At 38.4% G+C, this 26,369-nt stretch carries 30 protein-coding genes; 16 read left to right on the top strand and 14 right to left on the bottom strand.

The features are described 5' to 3' along the window. Positions 1–4 precede the first annotated feature (4 nt). Positions 5–568: a YqeG family HAD IIIA-type phosphatase gene (locus ACZ5V8_RS00680; RefSeq protein WP_464217956.1), complete on the top strand. Its 564-nt coding sequence runs from the start codon at positions 5–7 to the stop codon at positions 566–568. Positions 569–710: 142 nt separating this feature from the next. On the opposite strand, the gene hemC is transcribed toward ACZ5V8_RS00680, so the two are convergent. Together hemC and ACZ5V8_RS00670 are read right to left on the bottom strand one after the other, a co-directional pair. Next, positions 711–1,634, bottom strand: coding sequence for a hydroxymethylbilane synthase (gene hemC / locus ACZ5V8_RS00675; RefSeq protein WP_464217955.1), 924 nt, complete (start codon positions 1,632–1,634; stop codon positions 711–713). Further along, positions 1,618–2,313 (bottom strand): alpha/beta hydrolase, encoded by a 696-nt coding sequence (locus ACZ5V8_RS00670; protein WP_464217954.1) that lies wholly within the window; start codon positions 2,311–2,313, stop codon positions 1,618–1,620. Before ACZ5V8_RS00670 ends, hemC begins: the two co-directional genes overlap by 17 nt. 137 nt (positions 2,314–2,450) lie before the next feature. Between ACZ5V8_RS00670 and ACZ5V8_RS00665 the strand changes: the two genes are divergently transcribed. Next, positions 2,451–3,029 carry a LemA family protein gene (locus tag ACZ5V8_RS00665; RefSeq protein WP_464217953.1) on the top strand — a complete coding sequence of 193 codons (579 nt, stop codon included), beginning with the start codon at positions 2,451–2,453 and terminating at the stop codon, positions 3,027–3,029. A gap of 3 nt (positions 3,030–3,032) precedes the next feature. Continuing rightward, positions 3,033–4,091: a zinc metalloprotease HtpX gene (htpX, locus tag ACZ5V8_RS00660; RefSeq protein ID WP_464217952.1), complete on the top strand. Its 1,059-nt coding sequence runs from the start codon at positions 3,033–3,035 to the stop codon at positions 4,089–4,091. Here the strand turns inward: htpX and ACZ5V8_RS00655 are convergent. Then, positions 4,088–4,453 (bottom strand): type II toxin-antitoxin system PemK/MazF family toxin, encoded by a 366-nt coding sequence (locus tag ACZ5V8_RS00655; RefSeq protein WP_464217951.1) that lies wholly within the window; start codon positions 4,451–4,453, stop codon positions 4,088–4,090. The two genes, htpX and ACZ5V8_RS00655, sit on opposite strands and share 4 nt — an antisense overlap. Next, complete coding sequence (locus tag ACZ5V8_RS00650; RefSeq protein ID WP_440617311.1) at positions 4,446–4,700, bottom strand: AbrB/MazE/SpoVT family DNA-binding domain-containing protein; 255 nt, start codon at positions 4,698–4,700, stop codon at positions 4,446–4,448. Before ACZ5V8_RS00650 ends, ACZ5V8_RS00655 begins: the two co-directional genes overlap by 8 nt. Positions 4,701–4,806: 106 nt before the next feature. Between ACZ5V8_RS00650 and ACZ5V8_RS00645 the strand changes: the two genes are divergently transcribed. Beyond that, a complete protein-coding gene (locus tag ACZ5V8_RS00645) occupies positions 4,807–5,793 on the top strand; it encodes a hypothetical protein (RefSeq protein ID WP_464217950.1) in 987 nt (328 codons plus the stop codon). 122 nt (positions 5,794–5,915) lie between these two features. Here the strand turns inward: ACZ5V8_RS00645 and ACZ5V8_RS00640 are convergent, their stop codons facing one another. From ACZ5V8_RS00640 to bla, 6 genes are all read right to left on the bottom strand, one after another. Next, positions 5,916–6,074 (bottom strand): hypothetical protein, encoded by a 159-nt coding sequence (locus ACZ5V8_RS00640; RefSeq protein WP_464217949.1) that lies wholly within the window; start codon positions 6,072–6,074, stop codon positions 5,916–5,918. Between the two features lie 18 nt (positions 6,075–6,092). Next, complete coding sequence (gene uvrA, locus ACZ5V8_RS00635; RefSeq protein WP_464217948.1) at positions 6,093–8,912, bottom strand: excinuclease ABC subunit UvrA; 2,820 nt, start codon at positions 8,910–8,912, stop codon at positions 6,093–6,095. A gap of 391 nt (positions 8,913–9,303) precedes the next feature. Continuing rightward, the gene (locus ACZ5V8_RS00630; protein ID WP_464218696.1) at positions 9,304–10,236 is read right to left on the bottom strand and encodes an RluA family pseudouridine synthase; all 933 of its coding nucleotides are present in this window, start codon (positions 10,234–10,236) and stop codon (positions 9,304–9,306) included. 1 nt (position 10,237) lies between these two features. Then, complete coding sequence (locus tag ACZ5V8_RS00625; protein WP_440617314.1) at positions 10,238–10,426, bottom strand: hypothetical protein; 189 nt, start codon at positions 10,424–10,426, stop codon at positions 10,238–10,240. 189 nt (positions 10,427–10,615) lie between these two features. Next, positions 10,616–10,996: a hypothetical protein gene (locus ACZ5V8_RS00620; protein ID WP_464217947.1), complete on the bottom strand. Its 381-nt coding sequence runs from the start codon at positions 10,994–10,996 to the stop codon at positions 10,616–10,618. Next, complete coding sequence (bla, locus tag ACZ5V8_RS00615; RefSeq protein WP_464217946.1) at positions 10,993–11,868, bottom strand: class A beta-lactamase; 876 nt, start codon at positions 11,866–11,868, stop codon at positions 10,993–10,995. Before bla ends, ACZ5V8_RS00620 begins: the two co-directional genes overlap by 4 nt. A gap of 83 nt (positions 11,869–11,951) precedes the next feature. On the opposite strand from bla, the gene ACZ5V8_RS00610 reads away from it, so the two are divergent. Further along, the gene (locus tag ACZ5V8_RS00610) at positions 11,952–12,656 is read left to right on the top strand and encodes an HAD family hydrolase (RefSeq protein ID WP_464217945.1); all 705 of its coding nucleotides are present in this window, start codon (positions 11,952–11,954) and stop codon (positions 12,654–12,656) included. On the opposite strand, the gene ACZ5V8_RS00605 is transcribed toward ACZ5V8_RS00610, so the two are convergent. The 3 genes from ACZ5V8_RS00605 to prfB all read right to left on the bottom strand — a co-directional run bounded on the left by ACZ5V8_RS00605 (position 12,653) and on the right by prfB (position 15,666). Continuing rightward, the gene (locus ACZ5V8_RS00605; RefSeq protein ID WP_464217944.1) at positions 12,653–12,859 is read right to left on the bottom strand and encodes a hypothetical protein; all 207 of its coding nucleotides are present in this window, start codon (positions 12,857–12,859) and stop codon (positions 12,653–12,655) included. The genes ACZ5V8_RS00610 and ACZ5V8_RS00605 overlap by 4 nt on opposite strands. Before the next feature lie 25 nt (positions 12,860–12,884). Next, a complete protein-coding gene (gene lysS, locus ACZ5V8_RS00600) occupies positions 12,885–14,423 on the bottom strand; it encodes a lysine--tRNA ligase (protein WP_464217943.1) in 1,539 nt (512 codons plus the stop codon). A gap of 147 nt (positions 14,424–14,570) precedes the next feature. Further along, a protein-coding gene (gene prfB / locus ACZ5V8_RS00595) for a peptide chain release factor 2 (RefSeq protein WP_464217942.1) occupies positions 14,571–15,666 on the bottom strand; the annotation gives its coding sequence in 2 pieces (ribosomal slippage) (positions 14,571–15,593 and positions 15,595–15,666; 1,095 coding nt in all). A gap of 449 nt (positions 15,667–16,115) precedes the next feature. Here prfB and ACZ5V8_RS00590 point away from each other — a divergent pair. Next, positions 16,116–16,865 carry a response regulator gene (locus tag ACZ5V8_RS00590; RefSeq protein WP_440617322.1) on the top strand — a complete coding sequence of 250 codons (750 nt, stop codon included), beginning with the start codon at positions 16,116–16,118 and terminating at the stop codon, positions 16,863–16,865. 502 nt (positions 16,866–17,367) lie between these two features. Here ACZ5V8_RS00590 and ACZ5V8_RS00585 read toward each other — a convergent pair. Then, on the bottom strand, positions 17,368–17,970 hold the full coding sequence (locus ACZ5V8_RS00585) for a helix-turn-helix domain-containing protein (RefSeq protein WP_464217941.1): 603 nt from the start codon (positions 17,968–17,970) through the stop codon (positions 17,368–17,370). A 281-nt stretch (positions 17,971–18,251) separates the two neighbouring features. Between ACZ5V8_RS00585 and ACZ5V8_RS00580 the strand changes: the two genes are divergently transcribed. The 10 genes from ACZ5V8_RS00580 (at position 18,252) to ACZ5V8_RS00535 (ending at position 26,342) form a co-directional block, all read left to right on the top strand. Then, complete coding sequence (locus ACZ5V8_RS00580) at positions 18,252–18,839, top strand: hypothetical protein (RefSeq protein ID WP_464217940.1); 588 nt, start codon at positions 18,252–18,254, stop codon at positions 18,837–18,839. 86 nt (positions 18,840–18,925) lie between these two features. After that, entirely contained in the window at positions 18,926–19,351 is a 426-nt protein-coding gene (locus ACZ5V8_RS00575) for a hypothetical protein (RefSeq protein ID WP_464217939.1), read from the top strand. 63 nt (positions 19,352–19,414) lie between these two features. Then, complete coding sequence (locus ACZ5V8_RS00570) at positions 19,415–19,900, top strand: DotD/TraH family lipoprotein (protein WP_464217938.1); 486 nt, start codon at positions 19,415–19,417, stop codon at positions 19,898–19,900. A gap of 11 nt (positions 19,901–19,911) precedes the next feature. Beyond that, complete coding sequence (locus ACZ5V8_RS00565) at positions 19,912–20,658, top strand: type IV secretory system conjugative DNA transfer family protein (protein ID WP_464217937.1); 747 nt, start codon at positions 19,912–19,914, stop codon at positions 20,656–20,658. A 9-nt stretch (positions 20,659–20,667) separates the two neighbouring features. After that, positions 20,668–21,789, top strand: coding sequence for a type IV pilus twitching motility protein PilT (locus tag ACZ5V8_RS00560; RefSeq protein WP_464217936.1), 1,122 nt, complete (start codon positions 20,668–20,670; stop codon positions 21,787–21,789). 23 nt (positions 21,790–21,812) lie between these two features. Next, positions 21,813–22,070, top strand: coding sequence for an IcmT/TraK family protein (gene icmT / locus ACZ5V8_RS00555; protein ID WP_117003638.1), 258 nt, complete (start codon positions 21,813–21,815; stop codon positions 22,068–22,070). Next, positions 22,063–24,414 carry a type IV secretory system conjugative DNA transfer family protein gene (locus ACZ5V8_RS00550; RefSeq protein ID WP_464217935.1) on the top strand — a complete coding sequence of 784 codons (2,352 nt, stop codon included), beginning with the start codon at positions 22,063–22,065 and terminating at the stop codon, positions 24,412–24,414. The genes icmT and ACZ5V8_RS00550 overlap by 8 nt, the downstream gene beginning before the upstream one ends. After that, on the top strand, positions 24,411–24,698 hold the full coding sequence (locus ACZ5V8_RS00545) for a hypothetical protein (protein ID WP_440617335.1): 288 nt from the start codon (positions 24,411–24,413) through the stop codon (positions 24,696–24,698). Before ACZ5V8_RS00550 ends, ACZ5V8_RS00545 begins: the two co-directional genes overlap by 4 nt. Further along, complete coding sequence (locus ACZ5V8_RS00540; RefSeq protein ID WP_464217934.1) at positions 24,698–25,777, top strand: secretion/conjugation apparatus DotM-related subunit; 1,080 nt, start codon at positions 24,698–24,700, stop codon at positions 25,775–25,777. The genes ACZ5V8_RS00545 and ACZ5V8_RS00540 overlap by 1 nt, the downstream gene beginning before the upstream one ends. After that, positions 25,764–26,342 carry a hypothetical protein gene (locus ACZ5V8_RS00535; protein ID WP_464217933.1) on the top strand — a complete coding sequence of 193 codons (579 nt, stop codon included), beginning with the start codon at positions 25,764–25,766 and terminating at the stop codon, positions 26,340–26,342. Before ACZ5V8_RS00540 ends, ACZ5V8_RS00535 begins: the two co-directional genes overlap by 14 nt. The last annotated feature ends 27 nt before the right edge of the window (positions 26,343–26,369 follow it).

The following is a 26,369-nucleotide window of genomic DNA, read 5'->3' as shown; positions in this document are numbered from 1 at the left end:
TTTAATGGGACGATTTAGTTTTACGATTAAAATGAGCTGGTATCAACGTAAAAAAATAAAAGCGATTGCCCAGCGCAAACACCAAGTGGAAAATGTCACACAGTTAAATCCTGAAAAACTTAAAAAATCAGGTATCAACTATATTGCACTTGATTTTGATGGCGTACTCGCACCCCATGGTCAGCCATTGCCAAATGAAAAAATTCTCAACTGGCTTAAATCACTCACGAGTAAATACAGTGAGCATCATATTTTTATTCTTTCAAATATGCCAACAGCAGAGCGCGCTCAGTATTTTGCTACACACTTCCCCAATATTCGTTTTATTGATGGTGTCGCCAAAAAACCTTATCCTGATGGCTTATTAAAAATTCAAGAGCTGGTGTCATGCAAAGCACGTGAACTGGCGCTTATCGATGACAGGCTACTGACCGGATGTCTTGCCTGCATTTTGGCAGGTAGCTTTCCTATCCTAGTTATAAGACCTTATAGCAACTACAAGAGACGACCTTTTCAAGAAAGCTTTTTTGGGTTGTTACGCTTTATTGAGAAGTCAATTTTTCTCTGAATTACTATACATTATATAAATGTTGGCTGAGCCCCCAGTCTAAGCTATTTATTATATCTACACCACTCTTCGACTTCATTCAGAGCATGAAGTGTTGCTCGGAAAATGTTGAAGCTTAATCTATTAAGTAAACGACAATACCTTATTGTTGCAATATAGCCTTAGCACCCTTTTCAATCATCTTTTGCGCTAATGCTTTACCCAAATTAACCGCATCATTACCATTTAAGGTCTCACGCATGATTGCTTTGCCATCACTGCTAGCAACCATTGCCGCTAATTGCAACTTTTTAGCATCTTTTTCACAGAATGCCGCAATGGGCACATGACACCCGCCCTGTAATGCTTCATTGAAGCTACGTTCTGCCAAGGCGCATACTCTAGCACCTTCATTATCAATGGCATTTAGCAATGCTTTGATTTTGGAATTTTGCGCTAAGTACTCAACGACGATAATACCTTGCCCCACTGCTGGCAATGATATACTGACATCAATCAAGCTTTTAATGCGCGTGCTTAACTGCAAACGAATTAACCCGGCTGCAGCTAAAATAATCGCATCATACTGACCATCATCGAGCTTTCTGAGTCGTGTTTGGACATTGCCACGCAAATCGCGAATATCTAAATCTGGTCGATAGGCTAACAGTTGTGCTTTACGTCTTAGACTTGATGTGCCAACAATCGCACCTTGTGGTAAATCATCAATACAGGCAAAAGCATTTGATACAAAAGCATCTTGCGGATTTTCGCGCTGACAAAAAGCACCCAGCGCAAAGCCTTGTGGTAATTCATAAGGGACGTCTTTTAATGAATGCACTGCGATATCCGCACGCCCCTCTGTCATTGTTACTTCAAGCTCTTTCATGAAAAGCGCTTTACCACCGATTTGATTCAATGGACGATCGAGAATCTTATCACCTTGTGTTTTCATCGTGATAATGTCACAGATCAATCCCGAATGTGTTTGCTCTAATAATGCCTTAACATAACGGCTCTGCCATAACGCCAACTGGCTGTCACGCGAAGCAATAATCAATTTATCTAGTTTATTTGGCTGTATCATTAATCAGTCCATAACATGATTGAATAAAGCGACTAATATCATGAATCTCAGCCATGCACACGCTATGCTCCATTGGGTAATCATGAAATTCATACTTTATGCCTAATTCATCAAGCTTAGCTTTAAGCATTTGTCCGGCAGCAAATGGCACAACCGGATCATTACTGCCGTGACCTATAAAGAAAGGTGTTTGCTGATTAGCACTGTTAAGCTTTGTCTTAAAATAATCCCAATCAGGTAAATAAGTTGACAAAAGGACAATACCGGCAAATGAGTAAGACATCGTCAGTCCAGCTAATGCAGCAATTGCTCCACCTTGTGAAAATCCTGCAACAATCATATTTTCAGTAGCAATACCGTCATTCATCTGCGCTTGAATAATTTGATCTAATGCAGCCAAAGAATCTTCAATCCCTTTACAATCCACATCACGCTTTATGTCATCGATGCGTTTTATGTCATACCAAGCACGCATTTTGATACCCATATTAATCGTCACAGGCTGCACAGGCGCATGCGGGAAAATAAAACGCACCCTCGCATCAACTGGAAAATTCAATTCAGGCACAATCGCCTCAAAATCATGTCCATCAGCACCCAAACCATGCAACCATATCACCACATGTGTTGCTTTTTTTGTTTCTTTTTGCTTTGGTTCAACAACCACTAAATCAAGCATTTTTCCCAATCTATATTACACTTAATTTTAAAAATGCTGTCATTATGAAACACAATACGCTTGAATGCTAGCAACATACGTGGCAAATTAACACTGTTTGATAATTTAGTAATCAATAAAATTTAGGAGCTAAGACCATGGTTACCCTCATTATTATCGTTGTTATTCTCGCTTTGATTTTTGGCTATGTGCTGATGACTTACAACAGCCTTATTGCTGAAATTGAAGCCGTTAAAAATTCTGAACGTCAAATCGATGTTCAGCTAGATCGTCGCGCCAAAGTCTTTGACTCACTGATTAGTGTTGTTAAGAAATATATGGATTATGAGCAAACGACATTAAAAGACGTCACTGCTCTAAGAAACCAAGCAATACACGCCAAGGAAAAAGGCGACTCTGAAACGCGTATGGCAGCTGAGAATGAAATCTCAAAAATCGCCGGCGGTTTGAATGTCCAATTTGAAAATTATCCTGATTTAAAAGCCAATCAAAACGTCATGCAATTACAGGAAGAAATTACCTCTACCGAGAATAAGCTCGCTTTTTCAAAGCAATCTTTTAATGATAGTATTGAAAAGTACAATGCACACAAGAAATCAATGATTGCCGGAATGGTTGTTAATCTATTTAAAGGCAAACTTGATGAAGATTTCATCTACTGGCAAGTCAGTGATGAGAAACGTCAAGTGCTTGAAGATAGTCGTGTTGAGTTATAAGCCATGTCTGCAATTGATGTCAACGGTGTCGATTGGCGCGAAGTCGTTAAGAAAAACACGCGTAAATCGTATATTGTTATCGCTTTATTTTTAATTATCTTTTTTGCTCTTGGTTTTTTGATTGATCTTGTTTGGCGCTATGGTCAATACGGCGGCATGATGACTTATGCTGGGTATCGTTTAAGTTTTGCTGATATCGCTTATCTTGTTGCCACATTAAAGCTCACCCCATGGGCGACGATTATATCGACTATTATTGCCTTTATTTGGCTTATGGCAACCTTTAGCTATTATGATAAGATCATGCTTGCTGGCACTCAATATCGCGAGATTACAGCAAATGACCCTGACCCACTTTGTCAGCGCATTTATAACGTCACCGAAGAGATGAAAATCGCAGCAAACATGCCTTATATGCCAAAAGTGTATTTGATTGAAGCTGATTATATGAATGCCTTTGCTTCAGGCTTCTCTGAGAAATCATCAATGGTTGCGGTAACTCGCGCACTTGCCAATCGTTTAAATCGCGATGAATTACAAGCCGTCATGGCACATGAATTAACGCATATTCGCAATCAGGATATTAAGCTTAATTTATTTACTGTTGTACTATCGAATATGCTGATGTTTATGATTGAGTTTTTATTTTACTCAACCTTGTTTGGTGGCAATCGCAACCGTCGTGATAATAACAATGGTGGCAATGCGATGGCAATTATCTTTATGGTGATTATGTTATTACGTTTCATATTGCCGCTTATTACCAGCATGATGGTGCTGTTTTTAAGTCGCACACGTGAATACATGGCAGACGCTGGTGCCGTTGAACTGATGCGTGATAACAAGCCGATGGCCAATGCATTGATTAAAATCAGTCAAAATCACAACGAACCACAGACAGCACAAAGCTATGCGCATAATAGCAACGAACGTATGCGTCGCGCCTCTTACCTGTATGATCCAGCCAGTAGCAAGTTTGCTGCAGGTGGCATGGATGATATGTTTTCCACCCACCCAAGCTTAAAAAAACGCTTGGCTTCTATTGGTGCTAATCTGCGCTAGCTTAGTATATCCCGTATTATTTCTTCGGCACCGATTAAAGGCAGTAATCTAAGAATCACATCTTCAAATACGCCTTTTTCAGCTTTAGTAATAAATTGGCACTTGCGATCTTTCCAAGATAATGTTTGCACAATTGATGATGCCACAACAGATGGTTTATCAATATTGTTAATAGGAACTTCAGTAGCACCACCACGAATAGATGTGCTCACTGGACAGCAAATAAGTGTCGCTGTTTTCGAGTTATACTCCTTGGATGATAAGACAAAAGCAGGGCGATATTTACAAATTTCCTTGCCTTTTGTTGGCTCAAAATCAAGCCATACAATATCATTTCGCTCTGGTATGTACTGTTTAGTCACGCCACTCATTGCCCTGTGGTTTTGCTATTAAATCTTGGTGACTACTTTCATCTAAGCTATTAAGTAATGATGATTCCGAGAATGGCAAAATTGTTTTTTGTTTTGCTTTGCGTATAAATAAGCCATCTGCCTTTATTTCAACATCAACAATAGTTCCCGCTTTAAAGTCTGTTAAATCTCTGAGCGCACCTGATAACCTAATACCAAGGCTGTTTCCCCATTTGAGGATTTTTGCATTTGTATGCATGACGGACTCCAGTTATTTAAGTTATACATAGTATAACAACTATTTGATAAATTACCATCAGCAGTCTATATTTTAGTGAGCTTTAAATTATTAATGGATTGCATATATGTTTTTACTAAATTTGAGAATTGCAATATGTCGTAAGGAAGTTGCTTATTATATTAAGTCAGCAGCATCCGAAGAAATATTGAGATTATACGCTGTAACCTTGGCTCTAATTTTTAAGATGTTTAAAGGAATTGAGAGCGTGCTTGATAATCCAATATGTGAAAATAAAAATGCACTGAGTAGGCTTTATCAGCAGTTGGAGGATATAATTATTCAAAACGATATCCAGACCAAACAAAATCAAAAAGTCATAGCTTCATTGACTAAAAGTGACTATCAGATCAAATTTTACGACCAACAAAAAAGAGTCAAAATTGCATTAAATCTCATTATGATTACGATAGCTCTAGGAATTAGTAATAAGAAAAATTCACTGGTTACTTCACTTTGGTATCAGTTAGTCGAAAATGATGGCAATCCGGAGCTTGCAATCGACTACCTTGTAGAATTTGAGCGAGCAACTTTAGCTCTGCTTACAGACGATAGCAATACTAATGGTTTATATTGTCAGTTGGATAAAATTGAATGGTTAAATAAATTTGGTTACATTCCAACTTTCTTAAAAGCTACTAATCATCAATATAGGCTTAGAATTGACTCGGTGCTGCAATCTTTGGGATATAAATTGCTTGATGGTAATGATTCAGTCTTAGATTTATGGACTAAATACGCCAATAACACAGATGCCGAGAATGCTATATTGATTGCTATATATACTATGGCTAGAGATATAAAAAATGGCAAGATGCATATGAATAAACGACTTCAATTTGCTGCAACTAACCTAAAGCCGCTTATATTATGTATAAAAAAATTATACGGAGAAAAATTAATTTCCAAGCAGTGTTTAGACTGGAGTTCAAATGTATTCGGAGTGATGCTTTTGAAGCCAGAAGTTATGGATCAATTAATTGAAGAAATTTTAGAGTCAGACCCTGTTTTAAAAATGAATAAACCAGAACTAGCCAAAAGCATAATTTACTAGGAAACAACAATATCTTTATAAGACTGCTCCATCTTAATACCTCTTTCAGCACCATTCCCAAGATGTTTTATCAGTTCAACATCATACTAATTATCGGATTTTAACACATGATTATCTTGCCATTAGCTATGTAAATACTGTTTTAAATCACTGGCTGAATAGACACTGGACATCACCGTTTTATGCATTGCCTTGTTGTATTTTGGTGGTTTAAACCATGGGATATACACTGAAAAAATAATTGCCAAAGTCCCCAATAAAATAATCATACGTCTTAACATACCCTCCCCCTTAGAACATTAAAGCATCATCTTTAAAAATCTACCCGTGTGCGACTGCGAATTTTTGGCAATATTTGCCGGCGTACCTTCAGCAATAATCTGACCACCGCCATCACCCCCTTCAGGACCTAAGTCAATAATCCAATCTGCCACTTTGATCACATCTAAATTATGCTCAATAATAACAATGGTATTGCCTTGCTCACGCAAACGCATAATGACATTTAATAATTGCTGGATATCATGAAAATGTAGCCCAGTGGTCGGTTCATCAAGAATATATAGTGTTTTTCCAGTAGCAGTTTTTGATAGCTCTTTAGCTAGTTTCACCCTTTGCGCCTCGCCACCTGACAGGGTGGTTGCATTTTGCCCCAAGGTAATATATGACAAACCAACATCCATTAAGGTTTGTAAGCGACGTTTAATCTGAGGAACCGCCGAGAAAAACGCCAAAGCTTCTTCAATGCTCATATCCAATACTTCACTGATATTTTTGCCTTTGTATTGAATTTCTAAAGTCTCACGATTATAACGTTTGCCCTGACAGACATCGCATGGCACATATACATCCGGCAAAAAGTGCATCTCAACTTTTAACACACCATCACCTTGGCATGCTTCACAGCGTCCACCTTTGACATTAAAGCTAAAACGTCCTACCTGATAACCACGTGAACGGGATTCAGCAGTTGCCGCAAACAACTCGCGAATGGGTGTGAAAACGCCAGTATAGGTCGCAGGATTTGAGCGCGGTGTGCGCCCAATCGGGCTTTGATCAATATCGATAACCTTATCTAATAATTCAAAACCTTTGTGTTTATCATAAGCTTGCGCTGTAATGCTATTATTTTTATTCAGGAGCTTTGCCGCTAAGGGGTAAAGTGTACGATTAATCAAGGTTGACTTGCCTGAACCTGACACACCGGTGACACAAGTTAGCAAACCTAAAGGTACTTTTAAATTAACATTTTGCAGGTTATTGCCTTTAGCGCCATAGACCTCAACATATTGCCCTTTTTTTGGCTTTAACTTCTTGCCATTAATGGTAATCTGTTTGCGCTTGGCAAGATAATCTGCCGTTAATGATTTTTCATTATCAATGATTTCACTCAATCGCCCTTCAGCAACGATTTGCCCGCCATGAATGCCCGCACCAGGTCCTATATCGATAATATGATCGGCTTGTTTAATCGCATCTTCATCATGCTCAACCACAATTACCGTATTACCTAAATCACGCAGATGATGCAAGGTGTCTAATAGCTTTTGATTATCACGTTGATGCAGTCCAATCGATGGTTCATCAAGAATATACATCACCCCCACCAAGCCTGCACCGATTTGACTGGCTAGGCGAATCCGCTGTGCTTCACCGCCTGAAAGTGTATCTGCTTGCCGTGAGAGATTTAAATAATCCAAGCCGACATTAACTAAGAAACCTAAGCGCGCCAGAATTTCTTTTAACAGGCGCTCGGCAATCACTTGCTTTTGACCGCCAAGTGTTAAATCATCCAACCATTTGACACTATCTTTAATCGATAATGCTGTTAATTGCGCGATATTCTTACCCGCAATAAACACATTACGCGCCCCCTCATTTAAACGCGTTTCATTGCAACTTGGGCATGGCAAATTACTCATCAGTTTACTTAATTCTTCACGAATCATGTTTGAGTCGGTTTCTTTATAACGACGCTCAAAATTTGCTAACACACCTTCAAATGGCTTTTGTGCTCGATATTCTCTGCCACCTGAGCTTTTGAAATAAATATTAATCTCAGTTTTACCGGAGCCATTTAGTACCAACTCTTTTTGCGCATCCGTGAGTTTATTAAATGGTGTATCCAATGAGAAATCAAAATGCCGAGCCAATGCTTCTAATTGCGCGAAGTAGTAGCCATTACGCTTATCCCAACCGTGGATTACGCCTTGATTTAAACTTAAATTATCATCAACAATAACTTTATCGGCATCAAAGTAAGCCTTTGTACCTAAGCCATCACAGCTTGGACAAGCACCAATCGGACTATTAAATGAAAAGATTCTAGGTGCTAGCTCTTTAAGTGAGTAATTACAATGTGGACAGGCGTGTTTGGATGAAAAAATAATATCGTCTTGCTCACCATCTAAAAACACAAGCTTAGCAATGCCCGCTGATAAGTCTAATGCTGTTTCAAAGGACTCTGCTAAACGCTGTTGGTTTTTCTTTTGTGGTTTAAATCGATCAACGACTACTTCAACCGTATGCTTTTTATAGCGATCCAATTTAGGTGAATCACTCAGCTCATATAATTCACCATTAATACGCGCACGCAAATACCCTTCAGCATAGAGCTTTTCCATTAACTGAATATGCTCGCCCTTTTTATCAACAATCACGGGAGCGACAATCATAAATTTTGTCTCATCATCAAAACTCAGCGTATGATCAACCATCTGACTAATCGTTTGCGCCTTTAGCTCAACTTTATGCTCAGGACACATTGGCTCACCAATACGCGCAAATAATACACGCAAATAATCATAGATCTCCGTTACCGTGCCTACGGTTGAGCGTGGATTATGCGAAGTGGTTTTTTGCTCAATGGAAATCGCAGGGGACAAACCTTCAATATGTTCAACTTCGGGTTTATCCATTAACGATAAAAATTGTCTCGCGTAACTTGATAAAGACTCAACATAGCGACGTTGGCCTTCAGCGTAGAGTGTATCAAATGCCAATGATGATTTACCCGAACCACTTAAACCCGTAATAACCGTTAATTTATCGCGAGGAATCTCTAAGTCGATATTTTTAAGATTATGCGTTTTCGCCCCTTTAATTGTAATTTTATCCATGATGTCATGCCGCAAAAAAGAATGACCAGATTGTAACACAATCATTCAGCGGGTTGAATTATGCGGTTGCACTTCAAACTAGAAGTTAAGTAATCAATCAAGAATAAGTTGCGCTTTAATTCCCCCTCACCCGTGCAGCTTAAGCTGCACGACCTCTCCCGCGAGGGGAGAGGTGCTAGCTGATGTAACTTATTTATGCCTTAATGCACCACCTTAAGAAGTGGCTTGTAAATATAGGCTTTGCAACGAACTTAAATCTATCATCCCTGATAAAATGGATTGCCACGCATCCATGCTCGCAATGACACCCACTGACACGTCATCCTGAGCCAGGAGGGCGTGAGGATCCAATGCGAAGCTGCCATGGATGGTTAGTAATCGAGCTAATGGATTAGGTTTTAAAAGAATTAATAATTTTTTGACAATCACGATCACACGGTGCTTCAAAGCACATATCTTCACCAGTTTTTGGATCCTTAAACGATAAATTGGCAGAATGCAAAAACAAGCGATTAAAGCCTTTTTTTATTAACACTTGGTCTTTATCGGCAATACCGTATTTTTTATCGCAAACGATCGGGCAGTTATATGCCGCAAGATGCACACGAATTTGGTGTGTTCTACCGGTGTGTGGCATTGCTTCCACCAAAGTGTATTGATCAAATTTTTGCAAGATTCTAACACTAGTTAATGCATCCTTACCTTCTGTTTTGTCAACACGCACCATACGCTCACCATGTGATAATAAGTGGCGCTTTAATGGCAAATCAATCTGTTTGACTTTATTTGACCAACTGCCATGCACTAGGGCGTGATAAGTCTTTTGCACTTCACGCTTTTTCAAAGCTTCATGAAAATAAGTCAAGATGCTGTATTTCTTGGCAATGATCATACACCCTGAGGTTTCTTTATCCAAGCGATGTGCAAGCTCAAGTTTTTTAGCCTGAGGACGCAGTTGACGCAAACGCTCTATTAATCCTGAATTAACACCTGATCCTCCGTGAACGGCAATACCTGATGGCTTGTTAATAATCATATAATCTGCATTTTCAAATAGAATAAGTGATTCAAGAAAGGCTAAATGGTCATCACTTACCTTAGCTGGTGCTTCTTCCTCAAGGATAAATGGTGGAACACGCACGATATCACCCGGCTGAACACGATAGGTTTGTTTAATGCGCTTTTTATTAACGCGTAAATCTCCTTTACGAATCCAGCGATATATCAAAGATTTAGGTAGTTTGCTAAACTGTCCAATCAGAAAATTATCAATGCGTTGACCTTCGCGATCAGCATCTACTTCAATATGTTGAACTCCTGCCATCTTAGAACTTAACCACACTACGAATGCTTTCGCCTTTTGCCATTAACTCATCTGTGTGACAAACACCAGAGGCATTAATCTTAATACGCACTTCACCTTTCTGGGGTGGTAATACATCAATAGTTTCAATGGAAAGGGGTTTATCAGCTTGCCAAGCAATGGCTGCTTTAGATTTTATAATATGAGACATATTGATCCTTTGTTACTGCAAAACATTGAGGCTTATTATGCGCGAAACTCCTTAAAGCGCCAAGACTTTCAATGTTTTTGCATCCTGTTTGTCGGCGATGACAATATTTCAACCCACTTTGACTGTATAAGCGCTGGCTGAGCATAAGTCGAAGCCTCTATGAAGTGTTTAGTCTTAGCCTGTTTGTCGTTAATAAATCAAATCCTTTGGATCTATATCGATAAAATCTGGTTCAGGTGTTATCTCAAACTGAATGGCTTGAATGGCTTCTCGATTTTCTAACTTGGCTTTGCATACCCGATGCATTCCATCCATAATTTGCCCATCGGCACACAGCAAAATAGGATAACTCAAATCGGCAGTTTGAATAAGTTTCATGTGTTCAATAATATTCAAACACGTTGGCTTAGCTTCACCCAGCTCATACCAATAACACTGATCTAGCTCTTTAATTTTCTCGACTTTAATCGATATTACTTTTAGATACTGTGATTCTTTAACAAGCTTTTTCACATCCCAAATTAACAGCTGCCCTTTAGCCGACTTTCTGAAATGATACTGCGCCCTCATTCGGCAGTCTGCTCTAAGCAGGAATTGGTTTTACTAAGCTCAGCCATAGCAAGGCTAGTGGCTTTTTGGATCACCACATCTTGTGCTTTAGCATCTTGCTTATCCTGTGTATAGAAAACACTAATTACAACCGGTTTGCACTTGTTTGGCCATATTATGCCAATGTCATTCGTTGTACCGTAATCACCCGTACCTGTCTTATCACCAACGATCCAAGACCTGTTAACACCTGCTTTTATGCGTTTATCTCCCGTGGTATTTGTTTGCATCCATTTGATCAATAAATCGCGCTGCATTGTAGGAAGAACATTACCCAATACAACTTTATCCAGACTTTGTGACATGGCTTTTGCTGTTGTCGTATCTCTTTTATCTCCTGGGATGGCAGTATTTAAATAAGGCTCATAACGGTCTAACCTAAAGGTCGTATCACCAATACTTTGCGCAAACTGATTTAATTTATCCAGACCACCTAACTCTTTAAGCAGTAGGTTTGCTGCCGTATTGTCACTTAACATTGCTGCATGACAGAGCGCTTTAATGCTCATGCCTTTACCCAGATTTTTTTGGGTGTACGGTGAGTACGCATTGACCATATCTTTTTGCGTATAATCAATCTTCTTTTCAAGCAACCTAGGCTCATGAACACTCTTTTTTAATACTGCCGCAACAAGCATCAGCTTAAATGTACTACACATCGGCATGCGTTTATCCGCATGATAATCAACCGCGTGATCATTCGATGTATCAATGGTACTAATTGCCAGTTGCCCACCATATTGTTTTTCAAGTGCCTTAAAATTAGTATCAGCATTTGCAAAACTTGTGAACGTAATTAAAGATAAAGACGCAGCTACCATATATTTATTCATCAACCTCACAACACCCCTTATTGATTTCTATTTGACAAAGTGTACAACGCTTATCATCATATCGACAAATTCAGCATAACACTATGCCAAATACCATGTCTGATATTGCTATTTTTGATCTTGATCACACACTTATTTCTGTTGATTGCTCCAACGAATGGGCAAAGTATTTATGTGATCACAAGCTTGTTAATAATCCAAAAACTTTTATGGCAACCAAAGAAGCATATGATCGCGCCTATCATGCCGGCGAAGTCGATATGCTCGGGTTTTGTCACTTTATTTTACAGCCTCTTATTGGACATAGTGAGAGTTCATTGCAAAGCACATTAAAAGACTTTGCCCACTTTATTGTCAAGAACTTCACTTACCCTGCAGCTCACCAAGCAATTAAAGATCATCAAGCAAAGGGCGATCATATTTTATTAATATCCGCAAGCTTGATTGACTTAGTGCGCCCCATTGGTCTTTTGCTTGGATTTGATCAAGAGAATATTATCGGTGTGCAAAGCATTAAAGAAAATGGCAAACTCACCGGTGGCGTTATCGAACCACTGAGTTTTGGTAGCGGTAAAGTTCACTACTATCAACAATGGCTTCAAAAACAACCTAAAGTATTTGAACGAAGCATTTTCTACTCTGACTCAATTAATGACGTGCCATTATTAACGCTTGTTGATAAAGCAGTTTGCGTGAATCCAGATCCTAAGTTAACGTCATTAGCTCATGATAATAAGTGGGAAATAAGCTGCTGGCAGCAACTGGAAACGGCTCATGACCAAATCTAATGTCGTGTATTTTTGACGCGCTCCTTTAACTCAACAACATCTTTTTGATCGAGACCTGTTATTTCACAAACATCCTCAGTTGCGTAGCCTTTATGTAGCATTTTACATGCTGTTTCTTCTGCTTTTAAACGCGCCCCTTGCTGCATACCCTGCTGCATACCTTTTGCAACACCTTGCGCTTCCCATTTTTCTGCTACTGTCATAACATCACCTCTTAGACTTAACACTCTACTCAGGACGCATATGTGGAAATAAGATCACATCACGAATCGATGCGCTATTGGTGAAAAACATCACTAGTCTATCGATACCAATACCCTCACCCGCGGTCGGTGCCAAACCATATTCTAAAGCACGGATATAATCCGCATCATAAAACATCGCCTCGTCATCTCCGGCATCTTTTGCTGCAACTTGCGCTTTAAAGCGTGCCGCCTGATCTTCTGCGTCATTTAACTCAGAGAAACCATTAGCTATCTCGCGCCCACCAATAAAGAACTCAAAACGATCGGTAATAAAAGGATTGTCATCATTGCGACGCGCCAATGGTGATACCTCTGCCGGATATTCAGTAATAAAGGTTGGTTGAATCAAACGGTGCTCAACAGTTTCTTCAAAAATCTCAGTTTGTACTTTACCTAAGCCGTAGTGTGATTCCACTTTAATGCCTAGCTTTTTAGCGATTGCTACAGCTTGGTCAAAGTCTGCTAACTGCTCTTTAGTAATCTCTTGATTAAAATGTAAAATCGAGTCAAACATACTCATGCGCACAAACGGTTGCGCCAAATCATAATCCTGACCTTGATAATGAATATCGGTAGTGCCTAGCACATCTTCAGCCATCTTGCGCAATAAGTCTTCGGTTAAATCCATCAAATCCTTATAATCAGCATAGGCTTGATAAAATTCAATCATGGTAAACTCAGGATTATGGCGCGTTGATAAACCTTCATTTCTGAAGTTACGATTGATTTCATAAACACGATCAAAACCACCAACAACTAAGCGCTTTAAATAAAGCTCAGGTGCAATACGCAAATAAAGCGGCATATCCAGTGCATTGTGATGCGTCGCAAATGGCTTGGCTGAAGCGCCTCCTGGAATCACGTGCATCATTGGTGTTTCGACTTCCATAAAACGATGCTCATCAAAATAACGGCGAATAAATTGAATCATTTTAGAACGCGTCTGAAAAACCTTGCGACTGTCACTATTGGTCATCAAATCAACATAGCGCTGACGATAACGCGTTTCTTGATCAGACAATCCATGAAACTTATCAGGCAATGGACGAATGGCTTTAGTGAGCAGCTTAATAGTGGCTGCATGCACTGATAACTCTCCGGTATTAGTCTTAAATAATGTCCCTTCAACGCCGACAATATCACCCAAGTCCCAATGCGCATTAAAGCGATCATACTCGCCTTCGGCTAAATCATTTTTGCGAATATATGCTTGAATACGACCAGACATATCCTGAAGCGTGATAAATGACGCTTTACCCATGACACGCTTAAGCATAATGCGTCCGGCAATTTTAACGATTGGCTTATCAGTCAACGCCTCTAACTCTGCTTTTTCGATCTTGCCATATCGTGCTTGCAAGCACGCTGCTGCGGCATTGGGTTTGAAATCATTGGCAAAAGCAATGCCATTATTTGATTCAGTATGCTCTTTAAGCTTTTCTTTGCGCACTTGAATTTGATTATTTTCCTCAATTTGCGCTTCTTCTTTTGTCATCACTTGATCTTGAACTTGTTCTGTCATGGCTATTATTCCAATTTTTTATTTTAACCTTTATTTGAGGGCGTATTCAATACGCCCCTACGCTACATCATTTTCAATACGCCCCTACGCCACATTATATGCAACATGCCCCAACGGTGTATTGCGCCAACTTTAGCAACCTGGCTATCACAAACCCATTTTCAAGCTGGCTTCGATAAATTTATCTAAATCACCGTCAAGCACTGCTTGTGTATTGGTATTCTCTACAGAGGTTCTTAAGTCCTTAATTCTTGATTGATCCAGTACATAAGAACGAATTTGACTGCCCCAACCAATATCTGATTTTGACTCCTCAAGCGCCTGCTTTTCCGCATTACGCTTGTGCATCTCTAGTTCATATAGCTTTGACTTTAGCTGCTTCATTGCTTGATCTTTGTTTTTGTGTTGCGAGCGATCATTCTGACATTGCACAACAATACCTGATGGCTCATGCGTAATACGCACCGCTGAATCTGTACGGTTGACATGCTGCCCACCGGCGCCTGACGCGCGATAAGTATCAATGCGCAAATCTGCAGGGTTAATCTCAATCTCAATATCATCACTGACCTCGGGGGAGACAAAAACCGATGCGAATGACGTATGACGTCGGTTGCCTGAGTCAAACGGTGACTTACGCACCAAACGATGTACACCCGTTTCAGTTCTAAGCCAACCATAGGCATACTCACCTTCAAAGCGAATCGTGCAGCTCTTAATACCTGCAACATCACCATCCGACACTTCAATCAACTCCGTTTTCAAGCCATGCGCCTCACCCCAGCGCAGATACATACGCATCAACATTTGCGCCCAATCTTGTGCTTCAGTACCACCTGAGCCAGATTGGACATCTAAGAATGCATCATTTGGATCCATTGGATTGTTAAACATACGCATAAACTCAAGCTTGGCTAACGCGGATTCCAAATGATCAATTTCAGCAATCACTTCTTGCAAGATGCTCTCATCATCAGCTTCTTGCGCAAACTCAATCATCTCTAGCGCATCAGTAATACCTTTATCAAGAGTTATGACGTTATTGACAACCACTTCAAGAGCTGTTTTTTCTTTACCTAGCGTTTGCGCATTTTCTGGGTCATTCCAAATCTCTGGATTTTCCAACTCCATTAATACTTCATCTAAACGCTCTTTTTTATGGGCAAAGTCAAAGATACCCCCGAAGTGTATCCAAACGCAAAGACATCTCTTTTAATTGTGTTTTATAGCTATTTACTTCCATTATAGAAAATTTATTTCATTGGCGTTAAAGTGGTCGATATTCTAACACAAGAGCCACTCAGCTGCGAATTGTTTCTTTGCCTGCCTTAACGATTGCCAGAAACCATATGAAGGTTTAAAACAAATCGAGCTCACCTTCCTAATAGCCAACCTCAAGCTTGAGTTGACTAACTGTAACACTGCCCCTAAAAGCACTTTGCAAGCTTTTTTGCATAAAATTCACATTTTGTCTTTTTTAGTTACATTGAGTCTTAAAGCCGATTGCAACTATTGAGTTCTTATTTTTTGCTCTATACACTCTGCATCTTAAGTGTAATGCTTTGCTGAATGAGAGCGTTCTCCAATACTGTTGAGTCTTGTGTTTGCTGTACCCGGTGTCTGCATAGCTGACTTAAGCGCAAACATTCCGCCCTGAAGCGTATAATTTACTAGACTATAAAGAGCAAAACAATGCAAGAAACTATTTTAATCATTGATGATGACGGTGAAGTTAGAAGCCTACTATCCGATATGCTGACTCGAAACAACTTTAAAGCATGCGCAGCAGCTAATGCCCATGATGCAAGTAGACATATTAAGCAGGATCCACCTGATTTAATCCTACTAGACATCGACCTTCCCCTAGAAAATGGCATCGATTTTTGTAGAAAACTGCATACCGAATCTCCTATACCAACCATTATGCTCACAGCTTCAGACGATGACATTGACAGAGTTTTATCTTATGAGGTAGGAGCAGATCACTACATAACAAAGCCCTTCAACCCCAAAGTGCTCATAGCTGCAATCAAAGCAGTCCTACGACGATCACTAGAATCACAGACCTTGAAATTAGAACAAAAACGCTCTCACTACGCCTATTTCAAAGATTGGTGCTTCAATATTAAAGAGAGATCACTAACACACACTAATGGTATCTCTATTGAACTGACAACAAAAGAATTTGAGGTACTGCAATTACTCATTGAGCATCATGGGGAACCGTTGTCTAGAGATAATCTCATTATGAAACTATACGGTAGAGAATATAATGGTTTGGATAGAAACTTGGACATGATGGTTCTAAGAATTAGAAGGAAAATAGAAAACGATCCTCAAACCCCTCAAATAATTAAAACCGTACATGGGACAGGGTATATGTTCAGCTCCCCAATTCGCTGGGAAAACTCAACAGAAGGGGGTCTTCCTGAAAAACCATGAAATATAAAATTACAACAAATAACTATCCTTTTCATTAAAAAACTTAGCTTGGTTGGATATATTACAGATTACAAGAGATAATACGCTGTTCGTGAATCATTTTGCAATGTTTAATTTGATGCTTCTGAATGATTGAGTTACACGTAATAGCTAGGACTATTAACAAAATCCAAGCATTCAAAAGTACGATAGATTAAATAATAAAAATTCTGTGAAATGATTCGCAGGCGGTATAGTATCAGATGGGTTAGTGTCTTTAACCACAAGCTCGAAATGGATGTAATATAATAAGGAGATAATGTATGCATTTGCTATTATCCTATCAAACACAGGCTGTACACGAAAATAATCTGTACAGTGCAGAGGTTATGCTCGCAGAAGGAGTTCCTCTTTCCATTGTATCAAAGGTATTTGAAGAAATACCTTTGAACGCCCTTTTAAGAATGAAGCCTGCTTGAGAGATGGGGAAAAATAACGCCTTTTGCTTCCCCACAAGCTTTGGCTAAAAATTTTCACTCAACAAATGTATGGTCAATTTATTAAGCCAGCAGCCTAAATCATAGTAACGAGTAAGGGTGACAAAGTCATACACCTCAAAAAGACAGTATAAGTCCTGAACAATATTTCTTACTGTGGATTCAGCACGAAAGATGCGATTAGCAATCTCGAGGTTGTTGTGTCCTCTACATTTTAATGTGAGTACATAAAACTTCAAAAGTGACAATTTGACGGGTTTAAAGTAATTCCATATTGTCAGGCTTTTGCCATCCCAAGTTACAGGAGTCTTTGCTATTTTAAAAAAGAAGCCTCTGATCTCGACTTTTTCCAAATTGAGATATGTTCTGGTCGTAATAATTGACTCCGGACCTTTATCACTGAAATAAAATAATTCTTTTTGTATAGAAACCCCTTTAAGTAAGCGCGCTTCCTTTTCACCTGTTGAGTAGATTCTATGAAATGGTTTTAGTTCTGCTATATCCACTTCAGTCTTTCCCTGCAATTCTTTCTCATCTTCGACACCGAGATATGATAAGTACTGCTTATTAACATTAACTAATCTACCCAATTTATCCTTTTCAAAAAAAGCAAATTCATGCTGCGTCATAATAATCCCCATAATGACAAAAAATCTTAAACATAATTACCTTCTCTAGCAACCACAAATGGTATATGAATGATTTTAGGAAAAAAAGCGTAAAACTACGTAACAATTAATAATTTATAAAAACTTAAAGCAACTATAATTGTCATTTTGCAAAACAAAGAAACGACAGGGCATCGTTTAAGACAAAATGATGAAGTTATCGCAATTCGATTGAAAGAGAACCATTTGTCGCGAAAAATTCACTTTAAGCGAAATTAGAAAGCAAAAGCACATGTAATCGTATGGATAACGAAGTTATAAAATATATTGCTAATATCATCCAAAATCTACTTGGTACAACTGGCAAAGGCGGTATGGATTTTACGGTTTTTGATTTCGTCCGTGGAATAGGCATCATTATGGGACTATGTATATTATCTGTTGCAATTATTCGTCTATCTAAGCATGGAAAAACACAGCAAATGTTTCGTTATTATGCACCCTCCACTACTGTGCTTATGTTTTTTGCTGGCGTGATGTTACTATCAATGAGTGGCTTTTTGGATATGGTTAGCACCACTTTATTCCCCCAAAATATGACGCTTGATCCAATTAAGACAATTAGTGAATATGCGTCCGTTGCAGAAAATGCTCAAGAGGTAGATATTGCACAGAAGTATTTGATTTTTTCCCTGCTTGCTATTGTTGGCTTTATTTCTTTGATCCGTGGAATTTTTCTTCTAATTAAAGTCTCTGAAGGACAACGAGAAGGCGGTATTGGTCAAGTTGTTAGTCATCTTATTGCCGGCATCATTGGCATGAATGCGGCAGCTTGTTTTACTATTTTAAATAATATTTATGATTTCGAAAAATATTGGCATGGTGGCTAATCATCAATAGTTAAATAGCGACATTAATGAATAAATTATGTTATTCAATTTATACAACATAAATCTAAAAAAAACGGAGAACTAAAATGGTGAAAATCAATCAATCCACAATTAAAAAAGTTTGCGCAATAGTCGCTATCTTATTCCTTACCTGTGCGGTAAGCTACGCTGCAGATCCTGACCCTGGAACAATAGGCAATTTCAAAGCGTGGGCAAAAGGTATCATCACTTTTTTTAGCCAAATCAAAACATTTATCACCATTGTAGCGACATTAGTTGGTATGTGGTTTATCTATAGTGCAATCCAGTTATTTAGGAAACACCACAATCAAGGCGCACAAAGTCAAGGTGAACATATTAAAAACGGTGGAGGTCATCTGGTACTTGGTGTTTTATTAACTTGCCTTGTCCCTAGTATCCAAATGTTTCAATCAACCATCTCCAAAGACATGGGCAAAGCTGGTTCTGTTCAAGAGTTTACAGTTGACAAAGACATTTTTAATAATACGTAATAATAAAAACACATCATTAGCTTAAGTGCTTTTAATTAATTTTGTCAGGATGAAAATTTACTTATGAAAACACATTTATCCATTTTAAGCTTAGTCTTGCTTAGTGCATGCAGTCATATAGACAGCAATTCACCCGAAAAATACCACCCTGAGTATGTTAATAACATTGTTATCAACGAACTTAAAAATGCCAGTGAATCTGTCCAGCAATCATTGAATGAACTTAATCGTTCAAACACCATTCGCTATGGAAATCCTGAAATTCCTTTTGCTAACATTGAAGATCAGGCGCTTTTGAAAAAACTGTCGCTTACATATTATGGTCCATTGGAAAATGTACTCACTCAAATTGGCTTAGCGGTAAACTTTAAAGTGCAATATTTCGGCAAAACACCACCCTTCCCAATTATCGTGGTCATTGGTCAGCTTAATGCTCCCGTTGAGGATTCAGCCATTAATATTTTAAGAGACCTTGCTGTTCAAACAGGTAAGCAAGCAAGTTTGAATATTAATACAGAAGCAAAAGTTATCAGTGTCAGGTATTTATAAGCATGATCGCAATGGACTTACATCAACTAGAAAATTTAACCAGCAATACTCCCATTGTTCAATACGATAGAGCCAACCTTACATTAAGGCAAAAAGCAGTAAAAGAAGCCGCATTGGAATTAGGCACGCAAAGCGGGCTTTATGAAGGACAAAACATGATTAATAAATATCTTGATAAACTTTCAGCCATGTTGTATCAAACCTATAACTTCAATGGTTTGTTACTGAATGAACATATTCTACCGCCGGTCATTGAGACAGGATACAATAAGTCGAGCATTAATACAGACAATCGTAAAATTACACTTAATGGTCAAATCTATCATATTACAAAGCAGGCCTATTTTGTCTCAAATGTCCCTACTTGGCGGGACTACCTGGTCACTAATTTTTCTAGACCTGAAATTCCAGATCGCTCAGTTTTACCCGCCAATGCTCAAGAACAAAAGATTTGGAAGCTAGCTATTTACTATGGCTGGGGAAAAGGTGTTGAGCAAGCGATTGATATTTTTAAACAAAACATACACGAATTAAGCAGGGACTTCAGCGGAATGCTGATGTACTATGAGTTGATCAATCGCAATATGATTACCTCTCCGTATGTGACAACAGCAACAAAAGCAATTTTGTCTGATCAAAGCAATTTAGCGATTGATAATAAAGAAATCAATCTGGAGGTTGTGCCTCAATTTCAAGACAATCCAACACGATGGCAGGCAATGCTTGATCCATTGCATAACCTTTTACCGACTGATTAAGGCGAGGTTATGACAACAGCAATATCTACATTATTTACACATGATCCGCCTTATTTTTTGCATTGTCATTATGATATGTTACTAACTTACACTGCAGAAAATGATATTAGTGATTTAACACTACAAATAGATAGCCCGATTTTTGCTGTTCGCTACGGTCAGCAGCTAAAACTTACCGATAGAGGGCTAAGTGGCAGTGAAATTGAAGATTTTATTAACTTGTTATATGGGAGCAATGCAGCAGCTAAGGTACTAAGTGGGAGTGACTTGGATTTTAGCTATACGCATCGAGTCAACTCAGAGCATAAATTAAGATTCAGAATCAATGCAAGTTTGATCAACCAATATGAAAAGCTTGGGATTCAGGTCTCTATGCGCATGTTAACGACAACACCACCATCTATAGATACATTACGGTTACCTGAAGAGCTCGTTAAGTTAAGCTTCATTAATGAAGGCATTGTCCTTGTCTGCGGCGCAACTGGCTCAGGGAAGTCAACATTATTGGCATCCATGCTTGCATTAAGAGCAGCAAAGAGTGTCTCAGGGGAAAAGATCATCACTTTTGAATCTCCTATAGAATACATCCTACCTGCACACACCGAAAACTCTATTACTTCGCAGTCTGAGGTCCCCAGATGTCTGCCTAGCTTTGCCTACGCTATTAGAAATGCTTTAAGGCGCACCCCAACAGCAATCATGGTTGGAGAGTCACGAGACAATGCAACAATCTCGGCAGTCATCGAAGCTGCTCTTACTGGGCATAGCGTGTTTAGCACACTACACAGCCAATCTATCATGCAGGCGATTAATCGATTACTCATGCTTTTTCCGCACGAAGAAAAGCAACGCATTTATTATGATTTTTTTAGTACGGTTTCCGCCATTATTTGGCAAACTCTTATTCCAAGCAATGATGGGAAAAGAGTTGCTTTAAGGGAATATGTCGTAGTTGATGCAGCACTTAGAGCAAAGTTACTATCTGCATCAAATGAGATGATGGCGCCTATTATCAAACAAGCAATGGAACAACGCCAAACCTCGCTTACAGACCACGCAACCACATTATTGTCCACGGGACATATTAGCACACAAACTTATGACTTATATTGCCAACCCCATCACAATTAATAATAGTAAAGAGAGATTTTTCAATGTATAACACTCAAGCTCACTGGAGAGACTCAGGTAGAAAGCCTAAATTTTTTATTATTGAAGCGCAAGTATTTATTCCAATCCTATTATGCTTGTTCCATTTTAGAGTATGGACCATCTCGCTAAGTATTGGAACCTGTGTTCTCCTTTTCATACTCAATCGCTATCAAATAACGCTATGGGTATTTCTATTAAACTTACGCGAATGGTCATTTGGTCGTGAAAAACTAACTGAGAAATGCTATTCAAATGAGTAAAGGTTTAAGAGGGCTCTCACGCACACAAGAAGCACGCCCAAACGAGAGCATTCGTGATACTCGCGGCTTAATCTTCCAGCTTTATGAACTTTGCTCATCACGCTTAGGAAGTATTTGTGTTATTGTATTATCACTCGTCGCGTTGACTTGGCTACCACTTATCAGTGACTTACTGTTTGTATTTATATTATTAATCTTCTGGAATGCATTTTGGCAAATTCCAAGATTGCCTTTTCGCTTACCTTTAGGCGCCAAACATCCCGATTTGTCAAATAGCAATCTAGTGCAAAAAAAAATCTCCAAACCTTCTGGACTTTACTTTTTTGGCAATGAAATTGCCAGCAAACAAGAAGTTTGGTTTAGTGATGAAGATATGCGTACTCATGCATTAATCTTGGGCTCAACAGGCTCTGGTAAAACTCAAACCTTACTTTCAATTGCTTTTAATGCACTATCCCAAGGCTCAGGTTTTATTTATGTTGATGGAAAAGGTGATAACTCCCTCTATGCCCAAGTTTTTTCAATGGCTAAATTCATGGGACGCGAGGATGATTTGCTGGTAATTAATTATATGACTGGTGCTGAGGACATTATTGGGCCACAAAAAGATATGATATCCAATACACTTAATCCATTTGCCTTAGGCTCCTCAAGCATGCTATCACAATTAATTGTTAGCATGATGTCTTCTTCGGATAGCGGTGGCGGTGATGGGGATATGTGGAAAGGAAGAGCAATATCCTTTGTTGAAGCATTAATGCGTTTGCTTGTTTATCTTAGAGACAAAGGTTACTTACTGCTTGAAGCCAATACGATTCGCCGCTATTTTATCCTTGATGTTGTCGAGGATTTACTTCATAAGCAAAAAATCCTTGATCACAATAACAGTACAGTTGTCATACGGGAAAAACTTCCTACTGACGTTACCGATCCAATGTATAACTACCTTGCAACATTACCTGGTTATCAGGAAAAAAACGTCGGTAAGCAATCTGACAAAACATATGAACAACACGGCTATATCACCATGCAATTAACACGTATATTTGGTTCACTTGCCGATGTTTACGCACATATTATGCGTACCAACCTTGCAGATGTTGATTTTAGTGATGTTATTCTAAATCGCCGCATTCTAGTCGTCTTATTGCCTGCACTAGAGAAATCGCCAGACGAGTTGTCAAATCTAGGAAAATTGATTATTGCTTCATTAAAAGCCATGCTTGCTGCAGGCCTTGGCTCAAAAATACAAGGTGAATATAAAGAAGTTATCGAATCTAAACCTTCTAATTCTGATACGCCTTTCTTATGCATTTTAGACGAGTATGGCTATTATGCTGTAGAAGGGTTTGCTGTTGTTCCTGCTCAAGCGCGATCACTTGGTTTCTCTGTGGTGTTTGCTGGACAAGATATTCCTGCTTTCCAAAAAGCATCCAAAGAAGAAGCTGCTTCCATTTTTGCAAATACAAACATTAAGTTGTGTATGAAATTAGAAGACCCTACTGAAACATGGGACTTTTTTAACAAAACAGCAGGAGAAGCCTATGTATCAACCGTCAGAAGTTACAACATGGGGCAAGATGGCAATAGTTTGGGCTATAAAGATTCCAAAGAAGCAGGCATTGAAAAACGAGCACGACTGGACCTTATGGATTTGAAGGATCAATTACCTGGTGAGGCGCATGTGTTTTTTAAATCAAACATTGTCAGAATGCGATCATTTTACGCTGCACCTAAAAAAACAAAACATATTGCGATTAATCAGTTCTTGAAAGTAGAGCCTTATACTATCGCTTTCATTGAATCAGCTAAAGTTGCTTTTGGCAAACATCATTACAAGAAATTAGACGCATTACCACTAAGTTCGGCCTTACTGCAAGAAGGTATGGCCAGCAATATTAACATTTCACATGCAGAAGATGAGTCATTTCTAACGGCCGAAGCTGAGCAAGCTCATCATGGTTCACAAGAAAGTCCTGATCAAACACGATATGAAAAAAAGGATCCACTTGCTGACATTAATTCTCTGATAAAAAACAGTCTACTATTTGATGCTATCGATCTTGAGGATAAACTCAATAACGATTATTTTGATTTGACACAGTCAAATATGACACTTCATTTGATTAACGCTCAAGAATTGCAAAAGCTATTTTATAAACTCAATACCATGCTTGGCGTTAAGCTCAATGAAAATAAAACACAAATTCTTGAGAAACTCAAACATATCAGCCACCTTTCCAAGCAATACTCACAGCAAAAATCACAAGTCAATTTGAAGGATCTGTTTCAACAAACATTAGCTGAGAGCAATACAACATCTAATAAAAAGAGTGCAAAATGATTTTAACTAACATTATGAAACATCTCATCCAAGAGCATCATCTAACCTTTATTGAGAATCAACAAACAAAAGATTTTGGGAAATTAACTCAGGTAGAGATCTTTATCAAAGCATTAATATCACAAGCTGATAATAACTACCTTTATGTTTTTGATAGCTCAATGACAAGAAGTATTAGTGACACAAACTTTGATCTAATACAGGTTTTATTTATTTACGACGCTTTGCTTAACCTGATTGATGAAGGCGTTATCAACATTGATAAACTATTGGGAGATAATTAATGTCTAACTCTGCTAATAGCAGTAATGATGACGGAATGGCACCAACTTATATCGTTGTCATTATCCTGCTAGCACTACTCCTGTTTTACTGGCTTTTCCACAATCAGCTTATTAAAGCAATATTTATCATAAAACGCTTTGAGTTATCGATTATTATGCTGTGGGATGCCCACTATAGTATGTTGATGAATTGGTGTAATCATGTATTAGAATCGACCGTCACACTGAAGCAGCTCAAATATTTAGGCTACAATACCAGTGACGCTTTAATGTCTATTTTTTGGGGTGTTGGCATAACATTGATCACCATCATATTTTTCTTCCATCCCAATAGAAAATATAGACAAACCTTCTCAATGCCGAGTTTATCTCAATTCATTGCTCAACGCTTTAATAAGGTTTATACGCCAAAAAATGAAACGCGATCCAAAACCAACCTTGGCACAGCATTAACACCCGTTGAATATTTGCAACATCATCATTTGATCCCAAATAAAAAACTTGACCTTATTGCACTACATAGTAATTTAAGTCAACAACTTGGCAATCGTTGTATCAATATCGCACAGGAGCCTCTTGAAATATCCGGCCTAGCTGTCGTTTTTTCCTTATACATTCTGGATAAGCGCAAGCAAGCTGACACGCTTTTAAGTTATCTAAACTACGAATTCAGCCAACATAACAATCAGTTTAAAAACTTTATCAATCGATACAAACTCAACAAATATTTAAATAAACATTTAATGGAATGTATGTCTCACGATAATATTCAGAAAATTGTAACAAAACATCACTACACTTATACCATGTTATGCTCACTGTTAAGTACTGCAAGAAAAGGAGGTATTGTTCCTACTTCATCATTCTTATGGTTAAAACCCGTTAATCGAACTTTATGGTATGCTTTAAATAATGTTGGCAGAAAAACACTTTTTAGTGAAGGCGCTGCTGTTATCTCACATTGGCAATTTGAACTTTCATTAAACATGCCTTTTTCTTCACCCATGATCGACAACGTATCCAAAGCATTACAGCAAGAATATCAACTTTATGAGTCTTTACATCATGATAAATCCTGATATTAAACTAAAGCTTCTAGCTTCTTCGAATCATACCCATGCATTTCTAAAACGCTTTAAAGCACCAAAATACAGTAATTGCAAGCAAAAACTACTTGAGGAAAGCACCAGTTGCTATTTTTGTCAACAACAGCAAACTGATCTCTATATTATCAATCTTGATCTTAATTACACTAATAATCATTTTAGCAATCTCGCACTTGCCTGCCATTTTTGTACCTATGTTCAGCATCTGGATTTGAGTGATCAATACAAACATCTGCTACAACATATTATTTATTTACCTGATATTTCTCAACAGGAACTTAATCAGCATTATCATCAATGGCAGAATATGATTAAGCAAAAACAGAATATTTTTGCTATTCAGGAAGCCATTTCTGAATTATCGGAGCGATCTGAATTAATCGATGAAATTATTGGATTTAAAACTAATTTCAAAGATCAGCTAGGTCTATTGCTCAAGCCCTACAATAATGGACATTCATTATTGTCTCACCTACGCTGGCTACCCAGTTTTGAACTCTTGAGATCTTTTGACCCTACAATACTTTTTGATTCATAAACCAAAACACATCAATCGCACAATACC

The organism is Cysteiniphilum sp. GTC20157 (assembly GCF_055396795.1).
Note: the sequence above shows the minus strand (reverse complement) of the source record. Positions and strands in the feature narration are given on the sequence as shown.

Excerpts from the sequence above, each read along its gene's own strand:
- ACZ5V8_RS00670 (WP_464217954.1), bottom strand. The coding sequence starts at position 2,313 with ATGCTTGATTTAGTGGTTGTTGAACCAAAGCAAAAAGAAACAAAAAAA.
- ACZ5V8_RS00540 (WP_464217934.1), top strand. The coding sequence starts at position 24,698 with ATGTCTAACTCTGCTAATAGCAGTAATGATGACGGAATGGCACCAACT.
- ACZ5V8_RS00605 (WP_464217944.1), bottom strand. The coding sequence starts at position 12,859 with ATGACAGTAGCAGAAAAATGGGAAGCGCAAGGTGTTGCAAAAGGTATG.
- ACZ5V8_RS00625 (WP_440617314.1), bottom strand. The coding sequence starts at position 10,426 with ATGTCTCATATTATAAAATCTAAAGCAGCCATTGCTTGGCAAGCTGAT.
- htpX (WP_464217952.1), top strand. The coding sequence starts at position 3,033 with ATGTCTGCAATTGATGTCAACGGTGTCGATTGGCGCGAAGTCGTTAAG.
- ACZ5V8_RS00590 (WP_440617322.1), top strand. The coding sequence starts at position 16,116 with ATGCAAGAAACTATTTTAATCATTGATGATGACGGTGAAGTTAGAAGC.
- ACZ5V8_RS00620 (WP_464217947.1), bottom strand. The coding sequence starts at position 10,996 with ATGAGGGCGCAGTATCATTTCAGAAAGTCGGCTAAAGGGCAGCTGTTA.
- ACZ5V8_RS00610 (WP_464217945.1), top strand. The coding sequence starts at position 11,952 with ATGCCAAATACCATGTCTGATATTGCTATTTTTGATCTTGATCACACA.
- ACZ5V8_RS00565 (WP_464217937.1), top strand. The coding sequence starts at position 19,912 with ATGGACTTACATCAACTAGAAAATTTAACCAGCAATACTCCCATTGTT.
- ACZ5V8_RS00640 (WP_464217949.1), bottom strand. The coding sequence starts at position 6,074 with ATGTTAAGACGTATGATTATTTTATTGGGGACTTTGGCAATTATTTTT.
- ACZ5V8_RS00680 (WP_464217956.1), top strand. The coding sequence starts at position 5 with ATGGGACGATTTAGTTTTACGATTAAAATGAGCTGGTATCAACGTAAA.
- ACZ5V8_RS00575 (WP_464217939.1), top strand. The coding sequence starts at position 18,926 with ATGGTGAAAATCAATCAATCCACAATTAAAAAAGTTTGCGCAATAGTC.
- ACZ5V8_RS00545 (WP_440617335.1), top strand. The coding sequence starts at position 24,411 with ATGATTTTAACTAACATTATGAAACATCTCATCCAAGAGCATCATCTA.
- ACZ5V8_RS00665 (WP_464217953.1), top strand. The coding sequence starts at position 2,451 with ATGGTTACCCTCATTATTATCGTTGTTATTCTCGCTTTGATTTTTGGC.
- ACZ5V8_RS00630 (WP_464218696.1), bottom strand. The coding sequence starts at position 10,236 with ATGGCAGGAGTTCAACATATTGAAGTAGATGCTGATCGCGAAGGTCAA.
- ACZ5V8_RS00645 (WP_464217950.1), top strand. The coding sequence starts at position 4,807 with ATGTTTTTACTAAATTTGAGAATTGCAATATGTCGTAAGGAAGTTGCT.
- lysS (WP_464217943.1), bottom strand. The coding sequence starts at position 14,423 with ATGACAGAACAAGTTCAAGATCAAGTGATGACAAAAGAAGAAGCGCAA.
- bla (WP_464217946.1), bottom strand. The coding sequence starts at position 11,868 with ATGAATAAATATATGGTAGCTGCGTCTTTATCTTTAATTACGTTCACA.
- uvrA (WP_464217948.1), bottom strand. The coding sequence starts at position 8,912 with ATGGATAAAATTACAATTAAAGGGGCGAAAACGCATAATCTTAAAAAT.
- ACZ5V8_RS00585 (WP_464217941.1), bottom strand. The coding sequence starts at position 17,970 with ATGACGCAGCATGAATTTGCTTTTTTTGAAAAGGATAAATTGGGTAGA.
- hemC (WP_464217955.1), bottom strand. The coding sequence starts at position 1,634 with ATGATACAGCCAAATAAACTAGATAAATTGATTATTGCTTCGCGTGAC.
- ACZ5V8_RS00650 (WP_440617311.1), bottom strand. The coding sequence starts at position 4,700 with ATGCATACAAATGCAAAAATCCTCAAATGGGGAAACAGCCTTGGTATT.
- ACZ5V8_RS00560 (WP_464217936.1), top strand. The coding sequence starts at position 20,668 with ATGACAACAGCAATATCTACATTATTTACACATGATCCGCCTTATTTT.
- icmT (WP_117003638.1), top strand. The coding sequence starts at position 21,813 with ATGTATAACACTCAAGCTCACTGGAGAGACTCAGGTAGAAAGCCTAAA.
- ACZ5V8_RS00580 (WP_464217940.1), top strand. The coding sequence starts at position 18,252 with ATGGATAACGAAGTTATAAAATATATTGCTAATATCATCCAAAATCTA.
- ACZ5V8_RS00550 (WP_464217935.1), top strand. The coding sequence starts at position 22,063 with ATGAGTAAAGGTTTAAGAGGGCTCTCACGCACACAAGAAGCACGCCCA.
- ACZ5V8_RS00570 (WP_464217938.1), top strand. The coding sequence starts at position 19,415 with ATGAAAACACATTTATCCATTTTAAGCTTAGTCTTGCTTAGTGCATGC.
- ACZ5V8_RS00535 (WP_464217933.1), top strand. The coding sequence starts at position 25,764 with ATGATAAATCCTGATATTAAACTAAAGCTTCTAGCTTCTTCGAATCAT.